The sequence below is a fragment of the Streptomyces macrolidinus genome (assembly GCF_023887685.1).
Taxonomy (GTDB): domain Bacteria; phylum Actinomycetota; class Actinomycetes; order Streptomycetales; family Streptomycetaceae; genus Streptomyces; species Streptomyces macrolidinus.
In genome coordinates, this window is the sequence record NZ_JAMWMR010000016.1 from 24,907 (window position 1) to 46,757 (window position 21,851).

General features: G+C 70.1%; 22 protein-coding genes. 10 read left to right on the forward strand and 12 right to left on the reverse strand.

Translation table 11 applies throughout. From position 1 onward, the window contains the following. Positions 1–29 precede the first annotated feature (29 nt). Positions 30–926: an aminoglycoside phosphotransferase family protein gene (locus NGF19_RS18345; protein WP_252426046.1), complete on the forward strand. Its 897-nt coding sequence runs from the start codon at positions 30–32 to the stop codon at positions 924–926. Positions 927–1,003: 77 nt separating this feature from the next. Here NGF19_RS18345 and NGF19_RS18350 read toward each other — a convergent pair whose 3' ends face one another. The 6 genes from NGF19_RS18350 to NGF19_RS18375 form a co-directional block, all read right to left on the reverse strand. Beyond that, a complete protein-coding gene (locus NGF19_RS18350) occupies positions 1,004–2,704 on the reverse strand; it encodes a proline--tRNA ligase (protein WP_252426047.1) in 1,701 nt (566 codons plus the stop codon). A gap of 79 nt (positions 2,705–2,783) precedes the next feature. Beyond that, on the reverse strand, positions 2,784–3,353 hold the full coding sequence (locus NGF19_RS18355) for a GNAT family N-acetyltransferase (protein ID WP_252426048.1): 570 nt from the start codon (positions 3,351–3,353) through the stop codon (positions 2,784–2,786). Positions 3,354–3,404: 51 nt separating this feature from the next. Beyond that, positions 3,405–4,253: a GNAT family N-acetyltransferase gene (locus NGF19_RS18360; protein ID WP_252426049.1), complete on the reverse strand. Its 849-nt coding sequence runs from the start codon at positions 4,251–4,253 to the stop codon at positions 3,405–3,407. 91 nt (positions 4,254–4,344) lie between these two features. Beyond that, positions 4,345–4,578, reverse strand: coding sequence for a DUF397 domain-containing protein (locus NGF19_RS18365; RefSeq protein ID WP_252426050.1), 234 nt, complete (start codon positions 4,576–4,578; stop codon positions 4,345–4,347). A 23-nt stretch (positions 4,579–4,601) separates the two neighbouring features. After that, positions 4,602–4,859, reverse strand: coding sequence for a DUF397 domain-containing protein (locus NGF19_RS18370; protein ID WP_252426051.1), 258 nt, complete (start codon positions 4,857–4,859; stop codon positions 4,602–4,604). Next, entirely contained in the window at positions 4,856–5,695 is an 840-nt protein-coding gene (locus tag NGF19_RS18375) for a helix-turn-helix domain-containing protein (protein ID WP_252426171.1), read from the reverse strand. The genes NGF19_RS18370 and NGF19_RS18375 overlap by 4 nt, the downstream gene beginning before the upstream one ends. 136 nt (positions 5,696–5,831) lie before the next feature. Here NGF19_RS18375 and NGF19_RS18380 point away from each other — a divergent pair, with 136 nt between their 5' ends. Next, entirely contained in the window at positions 5,832–6,284 is a 453-nt protein-coding gene (locus tag NGF19_RS18380) for an ATP-binding protein (RefSeq protein ID WP_252426052.1), read from the forward strand. Here the strand turns inward: NGF19_RS18380 and NGF19_RS18385 are convergent. Further along, positions 6,264–6,593, reverse strand: coding sequence for an ArsR/SmtB family transcription factor (locus NGF19_RS18385; RefSeq protein WP_252426053.1), 330 nt, complete (start codon positions 6,591–6,593; stop codon positions 6,264–6,266). The two genes, NGF19_RS18380 and NGF19_RS18385, sit on opposite strands and share 21 nt — an antisense overlap. A 137-nt stretch (positions 6,594–6,730) precedes the next feature. Between NGF19_RS18385 and NGF19_RS18390 the strand changes: the two genes are divergently transcribed. The 3 genes from NGF19_RS18390 to NGF19_RS18400 all read left to right on the forward strand — a co-directional run bounded on the left by NGF19_RS18390 (position 6,731) and on the right by NGF19_RS18400 (position 9,227). Continuing rightward, positions 6,731–7,930: an MFS transporter gene (locus NGF19_RS18390; RefSeq protein WP_252426054.1), complete on the forward strand. Its 1,200-nt coding sequence runs from the start codon at positions 6,731–6,733 to the stop codon at positions 7,928–7,930. A 224-nt stretch (positions 7,931–8,154) separates the two neighbouring features. Then, entirely contained in the window at positions 8,155–8,355 is a 201-nt protein-coding gene (locus NGF19_RS18395; protein ID WP_372505685.1) for a helix-turn-helix domain-containing protein, read from the forward strand. A gap of 299 nt (positions 8,356–8,654) precedes the next feature. Further along, positions 8,655–9,227: a helix-turn-helix domain-containing protein gene (locus NGF19_RS18400; protein ID WP_252426055.1), complete on the forward strand. Its 573-nt coding sequence runs from the start codon at positions 8,655–8,657 to the stop codon at positions 9,225–9,227. 23 nt (positions 9,228–9,250) lie between these two features. Here NGF19_RS18400 and NGF19_RS18405 read toward each other — a convergent pair whose 3' ends face one another. After that, positions 9,251–10,303: an NAD(P)/FAD-dependent oxidoreductase gene (locus NGF19_RS18405; RefSeq protein WP_252426056.1), complete on the reverse strand. Its 1,053-nt coding sequence runs from the start codon at positions 10,301–10,303 to the stop codon at positions 9,251–9,253. A 309-nt stretch (positions 10,304–10,612) separates the two neighbouring features. Here NGF19_RS18405 and NGF19_RS18410 point away from each other — a divergent pair, with 309 nt between their 5' ends. The 4 genes from NGF19_RS18410 (at position 10,613) to NGF19_RS18425 (ending at position 14,807) form a co-directional block, all read left to right on the forward strand. After that, positions 10,613–11,251 carry a rhodanese-like domain-containing protein gene (locus NGF19_RS18410; protein WP_252426057.1) on the forward strand — a complete coding sequence of 213 codons (639 nt, stop codon included), beginning with the start codon at positions 10,613–10,615 and terminating at the stop codon, positions 11,249–11,251. 262 nt (positions 11,252–11,513) lie between these two features. Continuing rightward, positions 11,514–12,875, forward strand: a complete 1,362-nt coding sequence (locus NGF19_RS18415) for an MBL fold metallo-hydrolase (protein WP_252426058.1) — start codon at positions 11,514–11,516, stop codon at positions 12,873–12,875. Between the two features lie 134 nt (positions 12,876–13,009). Further along, positions 13,010–13,759, forward strand: coding sequence for a sulfite exporter TauE/SafE family protein (locus tag NGF19_RS18420; protein WP_252426059.1), 750 nt, complete (start codon positions 13,010–13,012; stop codon positions 13,757–13,759). Positions 13,760–14,471: 712 nt separating this feature from the next. After that, positions 14,472–14,807 (forward strand): hypothetical protein, encoded by a 336-nt coding sequence (locus tag NGF19_RS18425; RefSeq protein ID WP_252426060.1) that lies wholly within the window; start codon positions 14,472–14,474, stop codon positions 14,805–14,807. Positions 14,808–14,997: 190 nt separating this feature from the next. On the opposite strand, the gene ispG is transcribed toward NGF19_RS18425, so the two are convergent. The 3 genes from ispG to dxr form a co-directional block, all read right to left on the reverse strand. Continuing rightward, complete coding sequence (gene ispG, locus NGF19_RS18430) at positions 14,998–16,155, reverse strand: flavodoxin-dependent (E)-4-hydroxy-3-methylbut-2-enyl-diphosphate synthase (protein WP_252426061.1); 1,158 nt, start codon at positions 16,153–16,155, stop codon at positions 14,998–15,000. A 190-nt stretch (positions 16,156–16,345) separates the two neighbouring features. Further along, complete coding sequence (locus NGF19_RS18435; RefSeq protein WP_252426062.1) at positions 16,346–17,650, reverse strand: M50 family metallopeptidase; 1,305 nt, start codon at positions 17,648–17,650, stop codon at positions 16,346–16,348. Continuing rightward, positions 17,647–18,903 carry a 1-deoxy-D-xylulose-5-phosphate reductoisomerase gene (dxr, locus tag NGF19_RS18440; RefSeq protein ID WP_252426063.1) on the reverse strand — a complete coding sequence of 419 codons (1,257 nt, stop codon included), beginning with the start codon at positions 18,901–18,903 and terminating at the stop codon, positions 17,647–17,649. The genes NGF19_RS18435 and dxr overlap by 4 nt, the downstream gene beginning before the upstream one ends. Before the next feature lie 201 nt (positions 18,904–19,104). Between dxr and NGF19_RS18445 the strand changes: the two genes are divergently transcribed. Further along, positions 19,105–19,557, forward strand: a complete 453-nt coding sequence (locus NGF19_RS18445) for a lamin tail domain-containing protein (RefSeq protein WP_252426064.1) — start codon at positions 19,105–19,107, stop codon at positions 19,555–19,557. Between the two features lie 59 nt (positions 19,558–19,616). Here the strand turns inward: NGF19_RS18445 and NGF19_RS18450 are convergent, their stop codons facing one another. Continuing rightward, complete coding sequence (locus NGF19_RS18450; RefSeq protein ID WP_252426065.1) at positions 19,617–21,557, reverse strand: acyl-CoA dehydrogenase family protein; 1,941 nt, start codon at positions 21,555–21,557, stop codon at positions 19,617–19,619. Positions 21,558–21,851 lie beyond the last annotated feature (294 nt).

The window sequence follows — 21,851 nt, forward strand, 5'->3', positions numbered from 1 at the left end:
GGCCGACCTGGAAGGGGACGAACCCGCGTATGGCTTTCGAACCGCCACAGCGGCTCGTACGGGCGCTCGGCGAGCGGCAGCGAGACGGTGGCGCCGACTGGCTGGACAGACTCACCGAGCTGGTACGGCAAGCCGTTGATCTACGCGCGTTGACCGTGGAGCGGGTGCAGGCGCCCGGTGGGCGCAGCAGCCTGGTGCTGCTGGTACGGCAGGCCGACGGCACGCCCGCCGTGCTGAAGATCGCACCGCCGTGGGCCCGGCCCGAGGGCGAGTGTGCGGCGCTCGAACGCTGGGACGGCTTCGGTGCGGTACGGCTGCTGGACGCGGACCCCGAGCGGGGCGTTCTGCTGCTGGAGCGGCTGCATCCGGAGGTGTCGGTGCGCTCGCTGCCGGAGGCGAAGGCGCTGCTGGAGGCGGCCGGCACGCTGCGTCGGCTGTGGGTGGAGCCACCCGCGGGGCACTGCTTCGAGACGGTGGCCGCGCGGACGGGTCGGCAGGCCGAGGCCATGCGCGCGGGCGCGGACGCCGAGGCCGCGCCCTTGGTGGCGGCGGCCCTCGCCGCCCGCGAGGAGCTGCTCGCCGCGCCGCCCGGGGAACGGCTGCTGCACGGCACGCTCCGGCAGAGCAAGATCCTCGCCGGGGAGCGGCTGCCGTGGCTGGCGGTGGGGCCCGACCCGGTGGTCGGTGAGTCCGCCTTCGATCTGGCACGGCTGGTACGCGACCGGGTGGAGGACCTGATCGCGGCGCCCTCGGGAGCGGCGATCACCCGTCGACGGGTGAAGCGACTCGCGGAACTGATGGACCTCGACCAGGAGCGACTGCGCGGCTGGACGCTGTTCCGGGCGGTCGAGTCCGGGATGCGGGCGCTCAGGGTGGGCCGCCCTCGGGACGCGGAACTGCTGCTGGAGTTCGCGACCTGGCTGTAGAAGCGACCTGGCTGTAGGAACGCTGACGGCGGCCGGGGTGCATCACCCCGGCCGCCGTCGGCGCCGTGCGTCGTGTGTCAGGCGGTGAGGCGGGCGATCGCCTCGTCCACCGTCAGCTCCTCGCGCTCGCCGGTCCGGCGGTCCTTCAGCTCCAGGACGCCGTCGGCGGAGCGGCGGCCTGCCACCAGGATCTGCGGGACACCGATCAGTTCGGCGTCCGTGAACTTCACGCCCGGCGAGACACCGGCCCGGTCGTCCACCAGGACGCGGACGCCGGCCGCGGCCAGCTTCTCGGAGACATCGAGGGCCAGCTCGGTCTGGAGCGCCTTGCCCGCCGCCACGACGTGCACGTCGGCCGGGGCGACCTCCTTCGGCCAGCACAGGCCCTGCTCGTCGGCGTGCTGCTCGGCGAGGGCGGCCACGGCGCGCGAGACGCCGATGCCGTAGGAGCCCATGGTCACGCGGACCGGCTTGCCGTTCTGGCCGAGGACGTCCAGCTTGAGGGCGTCGGCGTACTTGCGGCCGAGCTGGAAGATGTGGCCGATCTCGATCGCGCGGTCCAGCTTCAGCCCGGCGCCGCAGTTCGGGCACGGGTCGCCCTCCTGCACCACCACGACGTCCACGTACGCGTCCACCTCGAAGTCGCGCCCGGCGACCACGTTCTTCGCGTGCGTGTTCAGCTTGTTGGCGCCCGTGATCCACGCGGTGCCCGGCGCCACGCGCGGGTCGGCGAGGTACTGGACCTTCTCCAGACCCTGCGGGCCGACGTAGCCGCGGACCAGGTCCGGGCGCTCCGTGAAGTCCTCGGCGGTGACCAACTCGACGGCGGCCGGGGCGAAGTGGGCCTCGACCTTGTCCATGTCGACCTCGCGGTCACCGGGGACACCGATGGCGACGATCTCGCCGTCGACCTTCACGAGGAGGTTCTTCAGCGTGGCGGAGGCCGGGACGCCGAGCGAGGCCGCGAGGGTCTCGATGGTCGGGGTGTCGGGGGTCGGGATCTCCTCCAGCGCGGGCACGTCGGCCGCGTCGACCGGCTTCAGCGCGTAGGAGATCGCCTCGGTGTTCGCGGCGAAGTCGCAGCTCGGGCAGTCCGCGAAGGTGTCCTCACCGGCACCGGCCGGGGCGAGGAACTCCTCGGACTTGGAGCCGCCCATCGCACCCGCGGTCGCCGCGCAGATCCGGTAGTCGAGGCCGAGGCGCTCGAAGATCCGCTGGTAGGCCTGGCGGTGCAGGCCGTACGCCGCGCCCAGACCCTCGTCGGAGGTGTCGAAGGAGTACGAGTCCTTCATCAGGAACTCACGGCCGCGCAGGATGCCCGCGCGCGGGCGGGCCTCGTCACGGAACTTGGTCTGGATCTGGTAGAGGATCACCGGCAGGTCCTTGTAGGAGGACGCCTGGTCCTTCACGATCAGCGTGAAGATCTCCTCGTGGGTCGGACCGAGCAGGTAGTCGCCGCCCTTGCGGTCCTTCAGGCGGAACAGCTCCGGGCCGTACTCGTCCCAGCGGCCGGTCGCCTCGTAGGGCTCGCGCGGCAGCAGCGCGGGCAGCAGGACCTCCTGGCCGCCGATCGCGTCCATCTCCTCGCGGACGATCCGCTCCACGTTGGCGAGGACCTTCTTGCCGAGCGGCAGCCAGGTCCAGATCCCGGCGGCGGTACGACGCACGTAGCCCGCGCGGACCAGGAGCTTGTGGCTGAGGACCTCGGCGTCCGCCGGGTCGTCACGCAGAGTCTTCGCCATCAACTGGGACATGCGCTGGACCGGTGCGTTGGCCATGGTTCTCGTACTCCTGCCGGGTAAGGGTGATGGCTAGGAGGTTAGCCCTGCGGCCAGCGCGGACGGTAATCGGTGGTCGTCAGCGTCTGCGCAGCGGCAGGGGTGCGCCCATCACGGCGTACGGCCTCGGGGCGCTCGGGAAGAACACCTGCCGCGCCAGGTCCGTGTACCCCAGCGAGTGGTACAGGCCGCGGGCCGGGCTGTCGGTGTCGATCGCGGAGAGGATCGAGCGCGGCTCGGTGGCGCTGTCCGTGATGGTGGTGATCAGGGCGCGGCCGATGCCGCGGTTCTGGTGGCGCGGGTGGACGTGCAGTTCGGTGATCACGAAGGAGTCGTCGAGCCAGTCGTTGTTGCCCTGGGCGCGCAGATACGGCTCCACGACCGTCGACCACCAGTGGGTGCGGTCGTTCGGCATGCCGTAGACGAAGCCGACCAGCCGTCCGTCGGGGGTGGTGGCGCCGAGGGCGCGGGCTCCTCGGTAGACCATGTGCCGCAGGACGATCTGGCGGCGTACGGCGATCTCCTCGGAGTCGAGCCCGAAGGCGAGGGCCTGCACGGCGAGCGCCTCGTCCACCCGGGCGAACAGGTCGAGGGGGCCGATCACGACGTCGCCGGGGTCGCGGTGACCACGACCGGGAAACCGAAGCATGGTGGCGAGCCTACCGGGGTGCGGGCGCGGGCCCCGCCGGGTCGGGGGTTCTCAGAAGAGCACGCTCATGAACGCGCCGACTTCCTGGAAGCCGACCCTGCGGTACGTGCGCCGGGCGGCGGTGTTGAAGTCGTTGACGTAGAGGCTGACGACGGGGGCGAAGTCCGCGAGGGCGTAGCGCAGGACCGCCGCCATCCCCGGCGCCGCGAGGCCCTGGCCGCGGTACTCGGGGGCCACCCACACACCCTGGATCTGGCAGGCCTGCGGGGTCGCGGCGCCGATCTCCGCCTTGAAGACGACCTTGCCGTGCTGGTCCAGGCGGGCGAACGAGCGCCCGGCGCCCACGAGTTCGGCGACGCGGGCCTGGTAGATCAGTCCGCCGTCACCGGCGAGCGGTGAGACGCCGACCTCCTCGGTGAACATCGCCACGCACGCGGGCATGATCGTCTCCATCTCGTCCTTGCGGATGCGGCGGACGTACGGGTCCGGGGCGATGTCGACAGGCATGCGGTCGGTGATCATCAGGGGTTGGTGGGACCGGACTTCACGCGCGGGGCCCCAGCTCGGCTCCAGCAGGCGCCACAGCAGGGCGGTGGGTTCGGCGGGGCCGACGATGGAGGAGCAGCGGCGGCCGGTACGCCGGGCGCGGTCGGCGAATGCGCGCACCGCGCGGGGGTTCGCGCACAGGGGGACGAGGTTGGCGCCCGCGTAGCAGAGCGAGGTGAGCATGCCGTCCTCGTACCAGCCCCACATCTCACCGCCGAGGCGCCACGGGTCGAGTCCGGCGACCTGGACCCGTGACGTCACGAAGGCGTTCGCGACCGGCTCGCGGTCGAGGACGGCGAGCGCGGCGTCCAGGTCGCTCGGTTCGAGGACCCGGGTGGTGGTCTGCGTCAACAAGTGCGGGGGCCTCACCCTGGGGGTCGCTGGTCCCCGCACTGTACCTGCCGTACCTGAACCGCGCCGCCCGGTCGCGGTGCGTGACCTGCGGTCACTGTATGGCGAACCCGAGGAACGCGGCCCAGGCGGTGGGCGGGAGGGTGAGGGTGGGACCGTCGCCGGGGGTGTGCTTGGAGTCACGGATGTGGATGGCGGTGGGGCAGGGGGCTACCTCTACGCACTCGCCGCCATCGCCGTCGCTATAGCTGGACTTGCGCCAGGCGAGGGCGACTTCGAGGCATTGGCCGCCGTCGCCCTGGCTGTAGCTGCTCTTGAACCAGTTCACGTCTCCCCCAGCGACTTCTGCGGCTACCGCACAGCGAACCCTACGAATGCTGCCCAGGCGGCGGGCCGAAGCACAAGGGCCGGACCGGAACCGGGGATCTGCTTGGAGTCACGAATGTGGATGGCCGTGGGACACGGGGCGACCTCTACGCACTCGCCGCCAGCCCCGCTGCTGTAGCTGGACTTGCGCCAGGCAAGGGCGACTTCGAGGCACTCCCCGCCACCGCCACTGCTGTAACTGCTCTTGAACCACGTCAGGTCCGACGGCTTCTCGACCTTCATGCCTCTCCCAACAACTTCTCTACGAGTGCCAGCGAATCCCGTGGCGTGAGGGACTGGGCCCGCAAGAGGCCGTACTGTTCCTCCGCCTTCCTGACAGCCGAGCGGTCAGTGAAGAGACGGCTGGCCCTGTCTGCCGGTACGTAGGCGATCCTGCGCCCTTTCGACGTCTCGATCAAGTTGAACTGACCGTCGAGCGCGGCATGTTCCTCCCGGTCGTGCGGCATGATCTGGATCTCCACATTGCGTCTCTGACTGACAAGCAGGATTTGCTCCAACTGGCCACGCCAGACGGCCAGTCCACCCAGTTGCCTGCGCACCACGGACTCCTCCATCACGAAGGTCAACGTGGGGGCAGGTTTGCGTGCGAAGATCTCCTGCCGGGCCATTCGCGCCGCCACCCGCTGCTCGACAGTCTCCTCGTCCAGCACCGGCCGCCACATGGTGAACACAGCCCGCGCGTACTCCTCCGTCTGCAACAGACCCGGTACCGCCTGCACCGCGAACACGTGCAACGCGACGGCCTGCTTCTCCAGCGCCGCCGCATCGCGGAAGAACGCCGGATACTGCGCCCTCTCCATGTCCTCGATGAAGTCGATCAGTATCCCGCCCGCGTCCAACACCTCGTCCGCCTGCCGGATAAACTTCTCGTTCGGGATGCGCCTGCCCACCTCGTACGACGTGATGGTTGCGGCCGAGTAGCCGGTACGGCGGCCCAACTCGGCGCGGTCCATGCCCGCTTGGAGGCGCAGCCGCTTCAACACCCGCCCGAAGACGAGCGGAATGCCCGAGCCCGGCGCTTCCTGGCCTTCCTGGTCTTCCTGTACTTCCTCGCTCATGTACACCCCCAATGCTTTCGCGCCACCCTCGGTCACGGTGCGCTCATGTACAGCGGCACCTCGCCCCTGTACAACGCCTGGTAGTCGTGGTGCGGCCGCTGTTCAACACTACGCACGGTGCGCGAGCGTAAGCGACATGAAGTCGACAACTCCCCCGGACTGGCATATTCAGAAGTGCACCGAGCCCGCACACGAGTTCGCCATGCGGTTCACCTCCACACCCCGTGGCGCGCGGCTCGCCAGGCGTCTGGTCTCCCACCGTCTCGATGAGTGGGGGTACCCCTACGACGGCGCCCTCAACGAGACCGTCACCCTCATCGCCGCCGAACTGAGCGCCAACGCCGTACGGCACGGCCGTGTGCAGGGACGGGACTTCCATCTCCGGCTCGTCGGAACCGCGGGCGGCGTACGGCTGGAGGTCACCGACACCCGTACCGAGCGGCTGCCCGAACCCCGGCCCCCGCAGGACCCGGCCGCCGACGAGTCCGGGCGCGGGCTGCTGCTCGTAGAGGCGCTGGCCGACGACTGGGGCGTCGAGCCGCGCAACCCCGGCAAGTGCGTCTGGGCGTCAGTCGTCTCCGGACACTGACGCGAGCAGGGCGCCCAGGAGCCCCGGGAAGCGGGCGTCGAGATCACGGCGGCGCAGGCTGACGTAGCGGTTGCGGCCCGCGACGCGGGTCGTGGTGAGACCGGCCTCGCGCATGACGCGCATGTGATGGGACACGGTCGACTTGTGCAGGTGGTCCAGGCCCAGATGGCCGGGGTCGCAGGAGTGCTCACGGCCGTCGGCGTAGCTGGTGAACAGGCGCATGCGGACCGGGTCGCCGAGGGCCTGCAACACCGTGACGAGGTCGATGTCCGCCGTGGCGGGCTGAGGGAGCCGCTCGTATTCGGGCATGGCGCCGGTCCTTCGGGTTCGGGGTCGGGGTGCACAACGTCTGTTTGACAATCATCCACCAATCCATATGGTTTGACGAAGCTCAAACTGTTGCATGCTTGTCAAACAATTCCCCACCATGCCCGAGGGGCTCTCCCGTGCCTGTGAATCTGCTCCTGCTCGCCCTCGGCGCCTTCGCCATGGGCACCGACTCGATGGTCGTCGCCGGTATCCTCGGCCCGATCTCCGCCGACCTCGGGGTCTCGGTGAAGGCCGCGGGCCAGTCGGTCACCGTCTTCGCGCTCGGCTACGCGCTGCTGGCCCCCGTACTGGCCACGTTCACCGCCCGCTGGCCGCGGAAACGGCTGTTGCTGACCGCGCTCGCGGTGTTCAGCGTGGCCAATGCGCTCAGCGCGCTCGCCCCGAACTTCGCCGTCCTGCTGGCCACGCGGGTGCTGGCCGCGGCGGGTGCCGCGCTCTACACCCCCACTGCCAACGCGGTGGCCACCGCTCTGGTCGCCCCCGAGCGGCGCGGCCGGGCGCTGGCCACCGTGCTCGGTGGGATGACCGTGGCCACCGCGCTCGGTGTGCCGCTGGGCACCTGGGTGGGGCGCGCCGACTGGCGGATGACGATGTGGCTGGTCACCGGCCTGGGCCTGGCCGCGCTGGCGGGTCTTGCCCTGCTGCTGCGCGACCTCCCGGCCCCGGCCGCGGCCCCCGGCCTGCGGGCGCGCCTGGCGCCGCTGCGCGAGCGGCGGGTACTGGGCGCGGCAGGCACGACGTTCGCGTTCTTCCTCGCCTTCCAGAGCGTCTACATCTACCTGGCCACTGCCGTCCATGCCGCCACCGGCGGCGACGCGAACCGGCTGAGCCTGGTGCTGCTGACCTCGGGGCTGGCGTCGGTGGCGGGCAGTTGGCTGGGCGGGCGTCTGGTGGACCGCATCGGCGTGCGCAGGGTCCTGCTGGGCGGCTCCCTGATCGCCGCCGTCACCTTCACCGCCCTGCCCTGGCTCGGGCGCAGCATGCCCGGCGCGCTGGTCTACGCGGTGCTGACCCCCTTGGCGGGCTGGGCGGTGGCGGTGGCCCTGCCGCACCGCCTCGTCTCGCTGGACCCGGCGAACGCACCGCTGCTGATCTCGCTCAACAGCAGCGCCCTCTACCTGGGCATGGCCGCGGGCGGGGTGGCGGGCAGCGCGGCGATCGCGGTGCTCGGCGAGCGCTGGTACCCGCTGGCCGCCACCGCCCTCGCCCTGGTGGCCACCGCCACCGCGGCGGCCAGTACGCGGCAGCGCGCGGACGAGGCGGTGCCCACCACTCCGGCCCCGCGCGCCCAGGCGGCGATCACCCAACAGTCCTGATGCGGTAGGCCAGTTGACGACGCAGCCCAGGGACGGCGTACGGCTGGAGGTCACCGACACCCGTACCGAGCGGCTGCCCGAACCCCGACTCCGCCAAGTGCGTCTGGCCTGAGTCGCCTCCGGGCACCGACGCGAGCGGTGCGCCCAGGAGCCCTCGGCGCCCCTGTGGCCGTCCGAGCGCAAGCCCAAGGCGATAGCGGCGCTGAGCCTGCCGATCGGTCACGGTGCGGCTCGACGACCTGGACAAGATTTGTGCGGTGCTGAACTGCACCGTTGGCGATCTGCTACAAGCCGAGCCCCTGGAGGCCGCTGCCGGAGAGCGCGAAGCACTGCCCAAGGCCGTGGGAGCTGAAGGCTCGGGCGGGGGTCCCGTACGGCCGACGCCCCGTCGGCAGGGCAGCCGTCGTTCGCAGCCGCCGAACTGACGAATGGCGGCACGATCTCGTCCTACTCAGTGCCCGGACTGCAAGGGCTGGGGGATTCTCGGGCCGGCCACGTGCCAGGGGTGCATGGAGTGGCGGAAGAATCATCCTGAGCAGGGCGTATGTCTGCGCTGCCGTCACACGGGACATCTCAACTCCGACCGTCTGTGCCGGGCATGCCTGCACGCTGTCCGGCTCACCTCCGGGTTGAGCCGCTCGCCGAACATCACCGTCGCGAACTGCTCAGTTGCTGCTCGAACTCGAATTGGAAAGAGCCATGGCGTTTCGGGCAATATCAGGGTGTGCACAGCGCGAAGAAGGACGTTCTGGACGCGGTCGGGCCCCGGCTGCGGGAGCTGCGGCGCCGGCGTGGGATCACGCTGGCTGAGCTTGGCCAGCGGACCGGAATCAGTGAGAGCACGCTGTCTCGTCTGGAGGGCGGCAGCCGCAAGCCGACTTTGGAGCTGCTGCTTCCACTTGCCGAGGTGTACGCGGTGCCGCTCGACCACCTCGTGGGCGCGCCTCGGACGGGAGATCCGCGCATTCACCTGCGCCCGGTGACCCGGGGCGGCATGACGTTGGTGCCGCTGAGCGATCCCGGCGGCGCCCAGGCATACAAGCTTCTCATTTCACCCGCGCCCCACAGTGAGCCCGAGCTGCAGACCCACGATGGTTTTGAGTGGATCTATGTGCTCGCCGGACGGCTCAGGCTGCTGCTGGGCGAGCAGAGCCTGAGCCTCAAGCCGGGCGAGGCCGCGGAGTTCGACACGCACGTGCCGCACTGGATCGGCGCCGACGGCGACCAGGCGGTAGAACTTCTCATCCTGCTGGGACGCCAGGGAGAACGGGCCCACCTCCGGGTCCGCGCCACCTGACCCGGTTGCGGTGGTTGCGGTGCTCAGTTCGTGTCGGGGAGGGGGCCCAGCCCGTGTGCACGGCTGCCCAGCACCCGCCGCGAGATCTCGGCCTCCATCGCCCCGCTGAAGACTCCACCGCCCTTCGCCGCGCGAGCGGCGGCTTCCGCGTCGGCCTTCAGCAGGTCCATGTGGATCGCGGCGGCCGCGGTGGTTCCGGCTGCCGCTGCAACCGGAACCCCGGCCAGCACATCGCTGACGTTCCCCGCGGCCCACACGCCCGGCACGCCGGTGAACCCGGAGGCGTCCACCCGGAGCTGCTCCCCCAGGCCCATGGGATGTTCCTGCATCGTCACGCCCAGGTCGCGCAGAAAGCCGGCGCGTGCGAGGAACCGGGGGGCGACCACCAGTTCCTGGACCGGCACCACCTTTCCTGACGCCAGCCGCACGCCCGTCAGCCGGTCCTGGCCGTTGACCTCAAGCCCGGTTGCCGCACCGTCGACCACGCTGACGCCGAGAGCGGCCAACTGCTCCCACTGCTCGTCGGTCAGCGTCGTTCCGGTGTGCAGGAACAGTGTGACGTCCTTGGACATCTGGCGGAACAGCAGTGCCTGGTGGAAGTTGCCGAGCACCCCGATGAGCTTGTCCTGGACTTCCCAGCCGTGGCAGTACACGCAGTGCAGCACGTCCCGCCCCCACCGTTCGGCCAGCCCCGGCACGTCCGGCAGCGCATCGACCAAACCAGTGGTCACCAGCACCCTGCGGGTGCGTACGCGCTGCCCGCCCTCGGTGACGACCCAGAAACCCGCATCGTCCTGGGAGATCCCCGCGACCTGCCCCGAAACGACACGACCGCCGTACGAGGCGACTTCCTCGCGCCCGAGCCGCAGCAGCTCCAGGGGAGAGATGCCCTCGCGGCCGAGCAGGCCATGGGCCCCGGCGGCCGGGGCGTTGCGGGGCTCGCCCTTGTCGATGACCAGGACCGACCGGCGCACCCGGGCCAGATTCAAAGCCCCGGACAGGCCGGCGGTCCCGCCCCCGACCACCACAACGTCCCAGGGCTGTCCACCATCTCGTATCAACTCGAATTCACGCATGCCCTCAGCGTGCTGACGGTGCCACGGACGCCGCAAAGGTTCATGCTGTCCTGGCAAGAACGCCCCGACGCCCCATCGCCGACGGGGGCCCCGATCGGCTCACGGCAACCGGACCACACCGACCTTCTTGCCGGTCCAGCAAGAAGGTTCGCTGCTTGATGACGCGGGTGTGCAGGCTGCGTCCAGTCAGTTCTGGCTCACCACCGAAAGCCGGCACCCCCCAGGGCCTGGTCGTTTTCCCGCATTCGTTGCGAATACCTCCGGCTCGGAGCGGCATGTCGGTGGTCGAAATCCCTGAGGAAGCAGCAGATGGAAAATCGCCACGTCGTGATCATTCCGATCGAGATCGACGAGGAGAAGGAGGCCTCTTATCTCGCCGCGTGGCAGGGTGCCGCGGAGGTGATGGCGGCGCAGCCCGGTTTCATTCGGACGTACATGTTCCGCACCATCGTTCCGGGGAGCAAATTCTCTCTCGTCAACGTGGCGGAATGGGAGTCCACCCGCCACTGGGAAGAGGCGATGAACGTCTGCCCGATGATGGGACAGCAGATAGCCGTCGTCCATGCCTCGAACTACGAGGCGATCCGTACGGTCCTGCCCGCGCAGGACCCGGGTGCCGGCGACGGCCGCACGCCCGCCGAGCTGTCTCCTGCCGAGGCGCATCGCCGCGCCGAGGACGGGGAACTCACGCTGGTCGACGTCCGTGAAGACGATGAATGGGCGGGGCGTCACCCGGCCGGCGCCGTCCACGTCGCGCTCGGCACGCTGGCCTCGTCGCTGTCGGATCTGCCTGACGGCCCACTGGCCTTCGTCTGCCGCACAGGCAGCCGTAGCGCGCAGGGCGGCGTGCAGGCGATCCGCGCAGGCCGGTCCTCCGTCTACAGCGTGGCAGGCGGCCTTGAGGCGTGGGAGGCGGCGGGGCTGCCGGTCGTCGTGCCTGGCCGATAGGGCGCGGTCAACAATGCCGATCGCGTCGCAGTTGCGGTGCGTGAGGGCTGACGAAAGCAGAACCGGAACATAACCGTCGCATACCTCCGCCGGCATGAGGCCGGCCGGGTGCGCCGCCCGCTCGCATTCTTCGGGAAATTCACTGCCGCCATTCCATGCGCCGATCGTTTATGTAATGGCCGACGCGAATTTCCCGGAGCTGCGGCGGCCCTTCAGCAAGACGGAATTACCCGGGTATGCCATCCCGGAGAGGAGCAACACCATGTTTATCGACACCCTGGAGTTCGAGGGACTGGGCAACCGTAGTTATCTGGCTGGGGGGCGGAGAGGGGCGGTCGTGGTCGATCCGCCGCGGGACGTCGATCAGGTGATCGCCCTCGCCGCCCGGCGAGGAGTGCGCATCGCCTACGTGGCGGAGACGCACGTGCACAACGACTACGTCACCGGGGGGCTGGAGCTGGCCCGCCTCACCGGCGCCCGCTACCTCGTCCCGGCCGGCGCCCAGGTCTCCTTCACCCGCACGCCTGTCGCGGACGGGGACATGTCCGAGGTGGACGAGGACCTGGTGCTGCGTGCGATAACCACCCCGGGCCACACCCCGCACCACACCTCCTACGTCCTGGAGGAGAAGGGACGCGCGGTGGCTGCTTTCACAGGCGGCTCGCTGCTGATCGGCTCCGTGGGACGTCCGGACCTGGTGGACCCGCGACTGACCGAGCAACTGGCCCGAGCGCAGCACGCCTCCGTCCACCGCTTGGCAGCGGCACTCGACGACGAGGTGCCGGTACTGCCCACGCACGGTTTCGGCAGCTTCTGTTCCTCCTCCCAGGCCGAGGGCGATGCGAGCACGATCGGCCAGGAACGTGCCAGCAACGACGCCTTCACCCTGGAGGCGGACGCCTTCGTCAAGCAGGTCCTGGCCGGGCTGGAGAACGTGCCCGCGTACTACACGCACATGGGCCCGGCCAACGCCGCCGGCCCCGCGCCCGTCGACCTGACCCCGCCCGAGCCCGCCGACGCCGCACAGATCGCCGAACGGCTGGCGGCGGGCGAATGGGTGGTGGACCTGCGCAACCGGGTCGCCTTCGCCGACGGTCACGTGGCCGGATCGTTCAACTTCGAGGCCACCGGCAAGCCGGCCACCTACCTGGCCTGGCTGATCCCGTGGGGCAAGCCGGTCACCCTGCTCGGCGACACCCCGGCCCAGATCGCCGACGTGCAACGCGAGCTGACCCGGGTCGGCATCGACCGCCCGGCCGCCGCCGCCACCGGGAATCCCGCCACCTGGGTCCGCCACGGGGAACGGCTCGTCTCCTTCCCCCGTGCCGACTTCGCCGACCTCGTCGGCGCACACGAGCGCGGCGAGGACGTGGTGGTGCTGGATGTGCGCCGCGACTCCGAACGTGCAAACGGCTTCCTCACGGGCTCCGTGCACATCCCGCTCCACGAGCTGCATAGCCGGAGCGGCGAGGTGCCGGACGGAACGGTGTGGGTGCACTGCGCCGGCGGGATGCGCGCGGCGATCGCCGCATCCCTCCTGGAGGCGACCGGACGAAAAGTCATCGCCATCGATGACGGCTTCGACGCCGCCGCCGACACGGGCCTGAGCATGACCCGGCCCTGACACCCCCTGCTCCACCTGCACAGAAGGCACACGATGTTCCTCTCATGCCACGGTCCCGGCCCACTCGGCCCCAAACAGGGCCACTCGCATGTCACCGGCACCGGGCCGGTGGCCGGCGACAGCGGGCGAATAGCATGACCGTCCTGATCCTGGCCCTGACCGCAGGAACCGTCGTCGGCCTGGTGCTCGGCGCCCTCGGTGGTGGTGGCAGCGTTCTGGCGGTGCCCGCGCTGATCTACCTGCTCGGCTTCACCCCCGCCGCAGCCACCACCGCCAGCCTGATCATCGTCACCGCCACATCCCTGACCGCCCTGTACGCGCACACCCGGGCCGGGCACGTGCGGTGGAAGGCGGGAGCGGCGTTTGCAGCCGCCGGGATTCTCCCGGCGGCTGCCGCCGGAGCCGCCGCCGCCCACCTGCCCCAAACCGCTCTCACCGTCGCCTTCGCCGCCATAGCCGCCCTCTCCGCCATCAAAATGCTCCGGCCCGCCGGCACAGCCCGCCTCGAAGAGGGCGGCGTACGGCCGGGCAAGGCGGCCGGTGCCGGTGCCGCACTGGGCGCACTGACAGGGCTGCTCGGCGTGGGCGGCGGCTTTCTCGCCGTCCCCGCCCTGGTCACCGTCCTAACCTTCGAGATGGACGCCGCGGTCGGCACCAGCCTGCTGGTCATCGCGGTCAACTCGCTGGCCTCCCTGGCCACTCGCTCGGGCACCGCTGCCTCGCTCGACTGGGCGCTGATCGGCCCGTTCATCGCTACCGCGATCCTGGGCGCCTGGTACGGCAAGCGCATCGCCGCGAAGGTCTCGGCAACCCACCTGCAGCGCATTTTCGCCATGGTCCTGCTGGCCGTGGCCGCCTTCATGCTCGTCGACGCCGTGACGTGACGGCGGCTCGGCTCGCGACACCTTCGACGGCCCGCATCCGCCCGGTATCCCCGGCCGCCACCTGCCCTCCTCTCTGGTTGGCCTCCCACGTGACGAGCATTCTCGGCACCGGGATCTCGCCGCCACAGGGGCGCGGCGGTGAGCTGCAGCGCGTACGCCGACTAGGGAAGGTGACCTGCCCGACCCTGGCCAGTACGGCCGCGGCCAGGACGCACGTGGTGCGCACCCGGCGCCCCAGATGCGGATGGATCTCCGGCCGGAGCACGTCCGCCGGGCATCGGGGAGCGCCTCGTCGAAGGACTGCGGGACGCCATGCTCGGCCTGGCCACCGGACCCCCGGGGCTGACACCGGACCAGCTCCCTACCGAACTCGTACGAGCCAGCAGCGACCTCGCCACCGCCCGGTACAGCAGCCTCACCAAACGGCTTCCCAGGCTGCTGCGCGCCGCTCACCAGGCATCCGGCACGGACCACTACCCGGTACTTGCGCATGGCTGCCTACTCGCCACCCGGGTCCTGATCAAACTCCACGAGCCACGACTCGGCTGGATGGCAGCCGACCGGGCCCGGCAGATCGCCCACGCCGCCGGCATCCCGCTTGCCATCGCCGAGGCCGCCCGGCAGCAAGCCGTACTGGCCCGCCAGGCCGGGTGGCACGACCAGTCCCTCAGCCTCGCTTTGGCCGCGGCCGACGACACCGCGCTTCGCGCCCTTGGGGCAGCCGGTCAGGCGCAGCGCGGACTACTCATCCAGTGCGCCGCCTACACCGGACCTCGGGGCCGCCGTCGCCGCGGCGCACGCCCTGCACCCCGCCGCGCTGCCGACGATCGAGCGCCGCGCCTTGTACTACACCGACCTGGCCACGGCACACGGGCAATGGGGCCACCGGGATGCATGTTTGGCCGCCTTGCTGGAGGCCGAGCGCTGGGCCCCGGAGGAGACCCGGTCCCGGCCGCGGGTGCGCGCGCTGGTGGGCGGACTCTTGGTGTCCGGCCGGTCGTCACTCGAACTGCGGGCGCTCGCGGCCCGGTGCGGGGCCCTGACCTGAGAGGGCAGGGCCGCCAGGCCCGGCCCTGGCGGCGACCACCCAACAGACCTGAGCAGCGGGCCAGTTGGCTGGAAACGGAGGAAGCGCCCGTCCGGGCGTCCGAAGGGACGCGTGAAGGGGGGCGCTTCCTCAAAGCCGTTCAGACCGCGTACGCGTACGCCTCGTGGCCGAAGGGCGTATGCGACCTCGATCAGCCCGCGACCGCCACCGACGGCTCGCCGGAGGCCACGCCGTCCTTCTCCATCTGCTCGGCGATCTTCATCGCTTCCTCGATGAGGGTCTCCACGATCTTGGACTCGGGGACGGTCTTGATGACCTCGCCCTTGACGAAGATCTGGCCCTTGCCGTTGCCCGAGGCGACGCCGAGGTCGGCCTCGCGGGCCTCGCCGGGGCCGTTGACGACGCAGCCCATGACCGCGACGCGCAGGGGCACCTCCATGCCCTCCAGGCCCGCGGTGACCTCCTCGGCCAGCTTGTAGACGTCGACCTGGGCGCGCCCGCAGGACGGGCAGGAGACGATCTCCAGGCCGCGCTCGCGCAGGCCGAGGGACTCCAGGATCTGGGAGCCGACCTTGACCTCCTCGACCGGAGGCGCGGACAGGGAGACGCGGATGGTGTCGCCGATGCCCTGGGAGAGCAGCGCACCGAAGGCGACGGCCGACTTGATGGTGCCCTGGAAGGCGGGTCCCGCCTCCGTGACGCCGAGGTGCAGCGGGTAGTCGCACTGCTCGGCGAGCTGGCGGTAGGCCTCGATCATCACGACCGGGTCGTTGTGCTTGACGGAGATCTTGATGTCCCGGAAGTCGTGCTCCTCGAAGAGGGACGCCTCCCAGAGGGCGGACTCGACGAGCGCCTCCGGGGTCGCCTTGCCGTACTTCTGGAGCAGCCGCCGGTCCAGCGAGCCCGCGTTGACGCCGATCCGGATCGGGGTGCCGTGCTCCTTGGCGGCCTTGGCGATCTCCTTGACCTGGTCGTCGAACTTCTTGATGTTGCCCGGGTTGACACGGACGGCGGCACAGCCCGCCTCGATCGCCGCGAAGACGTACTTGGGCTGGAAGTGGATGTCCGCGATCACCGGGATCTGCGACTTCCTGGCGATGCTCGCGAGCGCGTCCGCGTCGTCCTGCGTCGGGCACGCGACCCGGACGATCTGGCAGCCGGAGGCCGTCAGCTCCGCGATCTGCTGGAGCGTCGCACCGACGTCAGACGTACGCGTCGTCGTCATCGACTGCACCGACACCGGGGCGTCCCCGCCCACCGGCACGGATCCGACCTGGATCTGCCGGCTCTTGCGGCGCTCGGCGAGCTTGGTCGGAACGGACGGCATGCCGAGTGAAATCGCGGTCATCTGCAGTGCAACCCCAAGTCGTGGATGGAGATTCCGGTCCGGGAAGCGGCGGCTCCCAGCGTCCGAGATTACGCCACACACGCCCTCCCCAGCGCATCACCGTCCGTAAACCCACCCATTGGGCGGTGGCCGGGAAGATGGTTCTCTCCCCGGCCACCGGCCGTTCCGTCCCCGACGCTTCCGTGCGGGGCTAGGAGATCTTGACCGGGTTCACCACGTCCGCGATCAGGACCAGGAGCGTGAAGCAGATGAACACGCTGGCCACGACGTACGCGACCGGCATCAGCTTCGCCACGTCGAAGGGGCCCGGGTCGGGGCGGCGAAGCACCTTGGCGACGGTGCGGCGCAGCGACTCCCACAGGGCGCCCGCGATGTGCCCGCCGTCCAGCGGGAGCAGCGGGAGCATGTTGAACAGGAACAGGGAGAGGTTGAAGCCCGCGACGAGCAGCAGCATCATCGCGATCTGCTGGGAGGGCGGGATGTCGAGGGTGAAGACCTCGCCGCCGACCCGGGCCGCGCCGACCACGCCCATCGGGGAGTCCGCCTCGCGCGGGGCGTCGCCGAAGGTCGCGTTCCACAGGGCGGGGATCTTGCCGGGCAGGGCGACGAGCGACTCGACGCCGTTGGCCATCATGTCGCCCATGCGCTGCACGGACTGGTCGAAGGACTGCTGGACGATGCCGGTGGCGGGCGTGAAGCCGAGGAAGCCCGCGTAGACGTACTTGCCTTCGACATAGCCGCCGTTGCCGTCCGTCTTGCTCACCTGGTTCTTGATCAGGTGGGCGTGCAGGGCGACCGGCTTGCCGTCCCGCTCGACGGTGATCGTGACGTCCTTGCCGGGGTTGGCGCGGATCTCGGACTGGAGGCCCGACCAGTCCTTCACCTGGGCGCCGTCGAACGCGACGATCTTGTCGCCCGGCTTGAGCCCGGCGGCCTGGGCGGGCGCGGCCGGGTCACCCTTCGCGCACTTCGTGCGGTTCTCGCTGGCCTGGGTGACGCAGTCGGAGACCTTGGAGACGGTGGTCGTCTGGGTCTGGACGCCGAAGGTCATCATCACGCCGAGGAAGATCGCGACGGCGAGGACGAGGTTCATGAAGGGGCCCGCGAACATGACGATGACCCTCTTCCACGGCTTGCGTGTGTAGAAGAGGCGCTCGTCGTCACCGGGTTGCAGTTCCTCGAAGGACTGCTCCCTGGCGTCCTCGATCATGCCGCGCCACGGCGAGGTGGAGCGGGCCTCGATCCGGCCGTCCGCGCCGGGCGGGAACATCCCGATCATGCGGATGTAGCCGCCGAGGGGGACCGCCTTGATGCCGTACTCGGTCTCGCCCTTCTTGCGTGACCAGATCGTCGGGCCGAAGCCGACCATGTACTGCGGCACCCGGATACCGAAGAGCTTTGCCGTCGACAGATGGCCCAGTTCATGCCAGGCGATCGAGATGAGCAGGCCCACTACGAAGACGACTATGCCGAGGATCATCATCAGGGTCGTCATGCATGGGCCTCCGCGGTTGCCGTCTGCGCCGTCAGTTCTCGGGCCCGGGCGCGCGCCCAGGTCTCCGCTTCGAGGACGTCCGCGACGGTCAGGGAAGTTCCCGAACGGGGCGTTCCGTGCTCCTCGACCACCCGGATGACGGTATCCATGATCCCGTTGAACGGCAGGGCGCCGTTCAGGAACGCGTCGACACACTCCTCATTGGCGGCATTGAACACCGCCGGAGCCGTGCCCGCGAGCTGTCCGACGTGCCGGGCGAGTCCGACGGACGGGAAGGCGTCGTTGTCGAGCGGGAAGAACTCCCAGGTGGAGGCCTTGGTCCAGTCGATGGCGGGGGCGGCGTCGGGGACGCGTTCGGGCCAGCCGAGACCGATGGCGATCGGCCCACGCATGTCGGGGGGCGTGGCCTGCGCGAGGGTCGAGCCGTCGGTGTACTCGACCATCGAGTGGACGTAGGACTGGGGGTGGACGACGACCTCGATGCGGTCGAAGGGGATGTCGTAGAGCAGGTGCGCCTCGATCACTTCCAGGCCCTTGTTGACGAGGGTCGCGGAGTTGATCGTGATGACGGGGCCCATGGCCCAGGTGGGGTGGGCGAGGGCGTCCTCGGGGGTGACGGCCGCCAGCTCGGCCCGCGTCCGGCCGCGGAAGGGGCCTCCGGAGGCGGTGACGACGAGCTTGCGTACGTCGGCGCGGGTGCCGCAGGCGAGGGCCTGGAAGAGGGCGGCGTGCTCGGAGTCGACGGGGATGATCTGGCCGGGCTTGGCCAGCGCCTTCACCAGCGGGCCGCCGACGATGAGCGACTCCTTGTTGGCGAGCGCGAGCGTGCGGCCCGCCTCCAGGGCGGCGAGGGTGGGGGCGAGACCGATGGAACCCGTGATGCCGTTGAGGACGGTGTGGCAGGCGGAGGCGGCGAGCTGGGTGGCCGCGTCGGGGCCGGTGAGGATCTCGGGGAGGGGCTCCCCGGGGCCGTACTGCGCCGAGAGGGCCTCGCGCAGCGCCGGTACGACGTCCTCACGCGCGACCGCGACGGTGTCCACGCGCAGCCGGTGGGCCTGCTCGGCGAGCAGCGCGACCCGGCCGCCGTTCGCGGAGAGTGCGGTGACGTTGAACCGGTCGGGGTTGCGCAGTACGAGATCGATGGCCTGCGTACCGATCGACCCGGTGGAGCCGAGGATCACGACGTCCCGCATCCCGTCGACGTGGTCGAAGCGGAGATGGGGGTCGGCAAGAGGGGCTGGACTGTCGCTCATCCCTCCATTGTGGCCGTAGGTGGGGAGCGGGCGGACAGGGAGTTCCTCGGGCGGGCGGCATATCCGCTGTCGCTACCGAATGGAGCGGAATGATCCTTCATGAAGTTCGAGTGAAGAGATTGTGATAACACTTTGGAGCCGTCGGTCGGCGGATGACCGGACGACGAGGAACAACCTGCGAACGACATCTGGGGGGATCTCATGCGCATGCGCGCCGCCCTGCCCGCCCTCGCGGGCGTTGCTGCCCTGACGGGCACCGCGCTTCTGGCCACTCCGGCTCAGGCCGCCGCCGGGGTGACCATCTACTACGTCCAGTACGACAGCCCCGGCAAGGACGACCGCTCGAACAAGAGCCTCAACGCCGAATGGGTGCAGATCAAGAACAACGGATCCTCGGCCGTCTCGCTGAAGGGCTGGATCCTGAAGGACGCCTCGAACCACAAGTACACGTTCCCGAACGTCAAGATCGGTGCGCACAAGACGATGAAGGTGCACACCGGCCAGGGCAAGGACACGACGTCGGACAAGTACCAGGGGCGCAAGGCGTACGTGTGGAACAACACCAGCGACAAGGCGACGCTCACGAAGGCGAACGGGTCCAAGGTCGACACGTGCTCGTGGACCAAGCCGGGCTCGGGCCACAAGTACTGCTGAGTCCGTAGAGGCTCTTCCCCGCGCCCCTTGCCAGGGGCGCGGGGAACGCGGAACCGCCGTCAGCGGATCGGCCGGTGGACGTTCTCGCGTCGGCTCGGGCCCGGGGTCGCGTCCGCGATCCAGGGGCCCTCGCCCGACGGGTCCACCACTCCCTGTTCCAGCCAGGTGTACGTGCCGGACAGGATGCCCTTGACCACCTTGCGGTCCAGTTCGTCCGTGTTGGTCCACAGGCGGCCGAAGAGTTCCTCCACGCGGATGCGGGACTGGCGGCAGAAGGCGTCCGCGAGTTGGTACGCCTCGCGGCCGTACTCGCCGGTCCTGCGCAGGTGTTCGGCGCGTACGCAGGCCGCGCTCATCGCGAAGAGTTCGGCGCCGATGTCCACGATCCGGCCCAGGAAGCCCTGTTTGGTCTCCATGCGGCCCTGCCAGCGGGACATTCCGTAGAACGTGGAGCGGGCCAGCTTGCGGGAGCTGCGCTCGACGTAGCGCAGGTGCGGCGAGAGGTCGACCTGCTGGTGGAACTCCCGGTACGCGCCCGGGATCTGCCCCTGCCCGGCGACCAGCTTCGGCAGCCAACGGGCGTAGAACGCACCGGCGCCCGCGCCCGCCTTCGCCTTGTCGGCCAGCGACTTGTCCGGGTCGATCAGGTCACCGGCCACCGACAGGTGCGCGTCCACGGCCTCGCGGGCGATCAGCAGATGCATGATCTCCGTCGAGCCCTCGAAGATGCGGTTGATGCGCAGATCGCGCAGCAGTTGCTCGGCCGGTACCGCGCGCTCCCCGCGCGCCTTCAGCGACTCCGCCGTCTCGAAGCCACGGCCGCCACGGATCTGGACCAGCTCGTCGGCCATCAGCCAGCCCATCTCCGAGCCGTACAGCTTGGCGAGGGCGGCCTCGATGCGGATGTCGTTGCGGTCCTCGTCGGCCATCTGGGACGACAGGTCGACCATCGCCTCCAGCGCGAACGTCGTCGCCGCGATGAAGGAGATCTTCGAGCCGACCGCCTCGTGCAGCGCGACCGGCTTGCCCCACTGCTCGCGGGCCCCCGACCACTCCCGGGCGATCTTCAGACACCACTTGCCGGACCCCACGCACATCGCGGGCAGCGACAGCCGGCCGGTGTTCAGCGTGGTGAGCGCGATCTTCAGGCCCGCGCCCTCCGGGCCGATGCGGTTGGCGGCCGGGACGCGGACACGGTGGAAGCGCGTCACGCCGTTCTCGATGCCGCGCAGGCCCATGAAGGCATTGCGGTTCTCGACGGTGACACCCTCCGACGCCGCCTCCACGACGAACGCCGTGATGCCGCCCTTGTGGCCCTCGGACTTCGGCACGCGTGCCATGACGACCAGCAGATCGGCCACCACACCGTTGGTGGTCCACAGCTTGACGCCGTCGAGGACGTACTCGTCCCCGTCCGGTACGGCGGTCGTGGCCAGCCGCGCCGGGTCGGAGCCCACGTCCGGCTCGGTGAGCAGGAACGCGGAGATATCGGTGCGGGCGCAGCGCGGCAGGAACGTGTCCTTCTGCTCCTGCGTGCCGAAGAGCTTCAGCGGCTGCGGTACGCCGATCGACTGGTGCGCGGACAGCAGCGCGCCGATCGCCGGGTTCGCCGAGCCGGCCAGGGCGAGCGCCTTGTTGTAGTACACCTGGGTGAGGCCTAGGCCGCCGTACTTGGTGTCGATCTTCATACCGAGGGCGCCGAGGTCCTTGAGACCGTTGATCGTCTCGTCGGGGATACGGGCCTCGCGCTCGATGCGGGCGCCGTCGACCTGGGTCTCGCAGAAGTCGCGCAGCTTGGTGAGGAACTCCTCGCCGCGCTGCACGTCCTCGTCGGCGGGCAGCGGGTGCGGATGGATCAGGTCGAGCCGGAAGCGGCCGAGGAAGAGCTCCTTGGCGAAGCTGGGCTTGCGCCAGTCCTGCTGACGCGCGGCCTCGGCGACCTGGCGGGCCTCACGTTCGGTGACGGTGGGCTGGGGGGTGGGGGAGGGTGGTGCGGGCATGAGGCTCACCTCGCCGCGAATAGGGATCCTGTGGGGCGTTCTCCGATCAAGCTGACGTACGCCGACCAGGGCCACCGTACGGCGATCAAGATGACGTACGGCGACCTTGCGGATGTTCGTTACCGATCGGTGCTACCCGATCGTTCGTACCCCAATCGGGGCGAGGTCACCAGTCCTCGCGCAGCCCTCCGGCCGCGAAATGCCGCCCGCCGCGTGCGTCTTGGCCGTACGGGGCCGTACGGGACGGGTGTGGTCGGCGGTGCCGGGCCGGAGGGCCACCTGGGGGAACGGGCC

What these genes read in the sequence shown, in the direction of transcription:
- NGF19_RS18345 (WP_252426046.1), top strand. Translation starts at nt 30, where the DNA reads ATGGCTTTCGAACCGCCACAGCGGCTCGTACGGGCGCTCGGCGAGCGG.
- NGF19_RS18350 (WP_252426047.1), bottom strand. Translation starts at nt 2,704, where the DNA reads ATGGCCAACGCACCGGTCCAGCGCATGTCCCAGTTGATGGCGAAGACT.
- NGF19_RS18355 (WP_252426048.1), bottom strand. Translation starts at nt 3,353, where the DNA reads ATGCTTCGGTTTCCCGGTCGTGGTCACCGCGACCCCGGCGACGTCGTG.
- NGF19_RS18370 (WP_252426051.1), bottom strand. Translation starts at nt 4,859, where the DNA reads ATGAAGGTCGAGAAGCCGTCGGACCTGACGTGGTTCAAGAGCAGTTAC.
- NGF19_RS18375 (WP_252426171.1), bottom strand. Translation starts at nt 5,695, where the DNA reads ATGAGCGAGGAAGTACAGGAAGACCAGGAAGGCCAGGAAGCGCCGGGC.
- NGF19_RS18380 (WP_252426052.1), top strand. Translation starts at nt 5,832, where the DNA reads ATGAAGTCGACAACTCCCCCGGACTGGCATATTCAGAAGTGCACCGAG.
- NGF19_RS18385 (WP_252426053.1), bottom strand. Translation starts at nt 6,593, where the DNA reads ATGCCCGAATACGAGCGGCTCCCTCAGCCCGCCACGGCGGACATCGAC.
- NGF19_RS18405 (WP_252426056.1), bottom strand. Translation starts at nt 10,303, where the DNA reads ATGCGTGAATTCGAGTTGATACGAGATGGTGGACAGCCCTGGGACGTT.
- NGF19_RS18410 (WP_252426057.1), top strand. Translation starts at nt 10,613, where the DNA reads ATGGAAAATCGCCACGTCGTGATCATTCCGATCGAGATCGACGAGGAG.
- NGF19_RS18415 (WP_252426058.1), top strand. Translation starts at nt 11,514, where the DNA reads ATGTTTATCGACACCCTGGAGTTCGAGGGACTGGGCAACCGTAGTTAT.
- NGF19_RS18420 (WP_252426059.1), top strand. Translation starts at nt 13,010, where the DNA reads ATGACCGTCCTGATCCTGGCCCTGACCGCAGGAACCGTCGTCGGCCTG.
- ispG (WP_252426061.1), bottom strand. Translation starts at nt 16,155, where the DNA reads ATGACCGCGATTTCACTCGGCATGCCGTCCGTTCCGACCAAGCTCGCC.
- NGF19_RS18435 (WP_252426062.1), bottom strand. Translation starts at nt 17,650, where the DNA reads ATGACGACCCTGATGATGATCCTCGGCATAGTCGTCTTCGTAGTGGGC.
- dxr (WP_252426063.1), bottom strand. Translation starts at nt 18,903, where the DNA reads ATGAGCGACAGTCCAGCCCCTCTTGCCGACCCCCATCTCCGCTTCGAC.
- NGF19_RS18445 (WP_252426064.1), top strand. Translation starts at nt 19,105, where the DNA reads ATGCGCATGCGCGCCGCCCTGCCCGCCCTCGCGGGCGTTGCTGCCCTG.
- NGF19_RS18450 (WP_252426065.1), bottom strand. Translation starts at nt 21,557, where the DNA reads ATGCCCGCACCACCCTCCCCCACCCCCCAGCCCACCGTCACCGAACGT.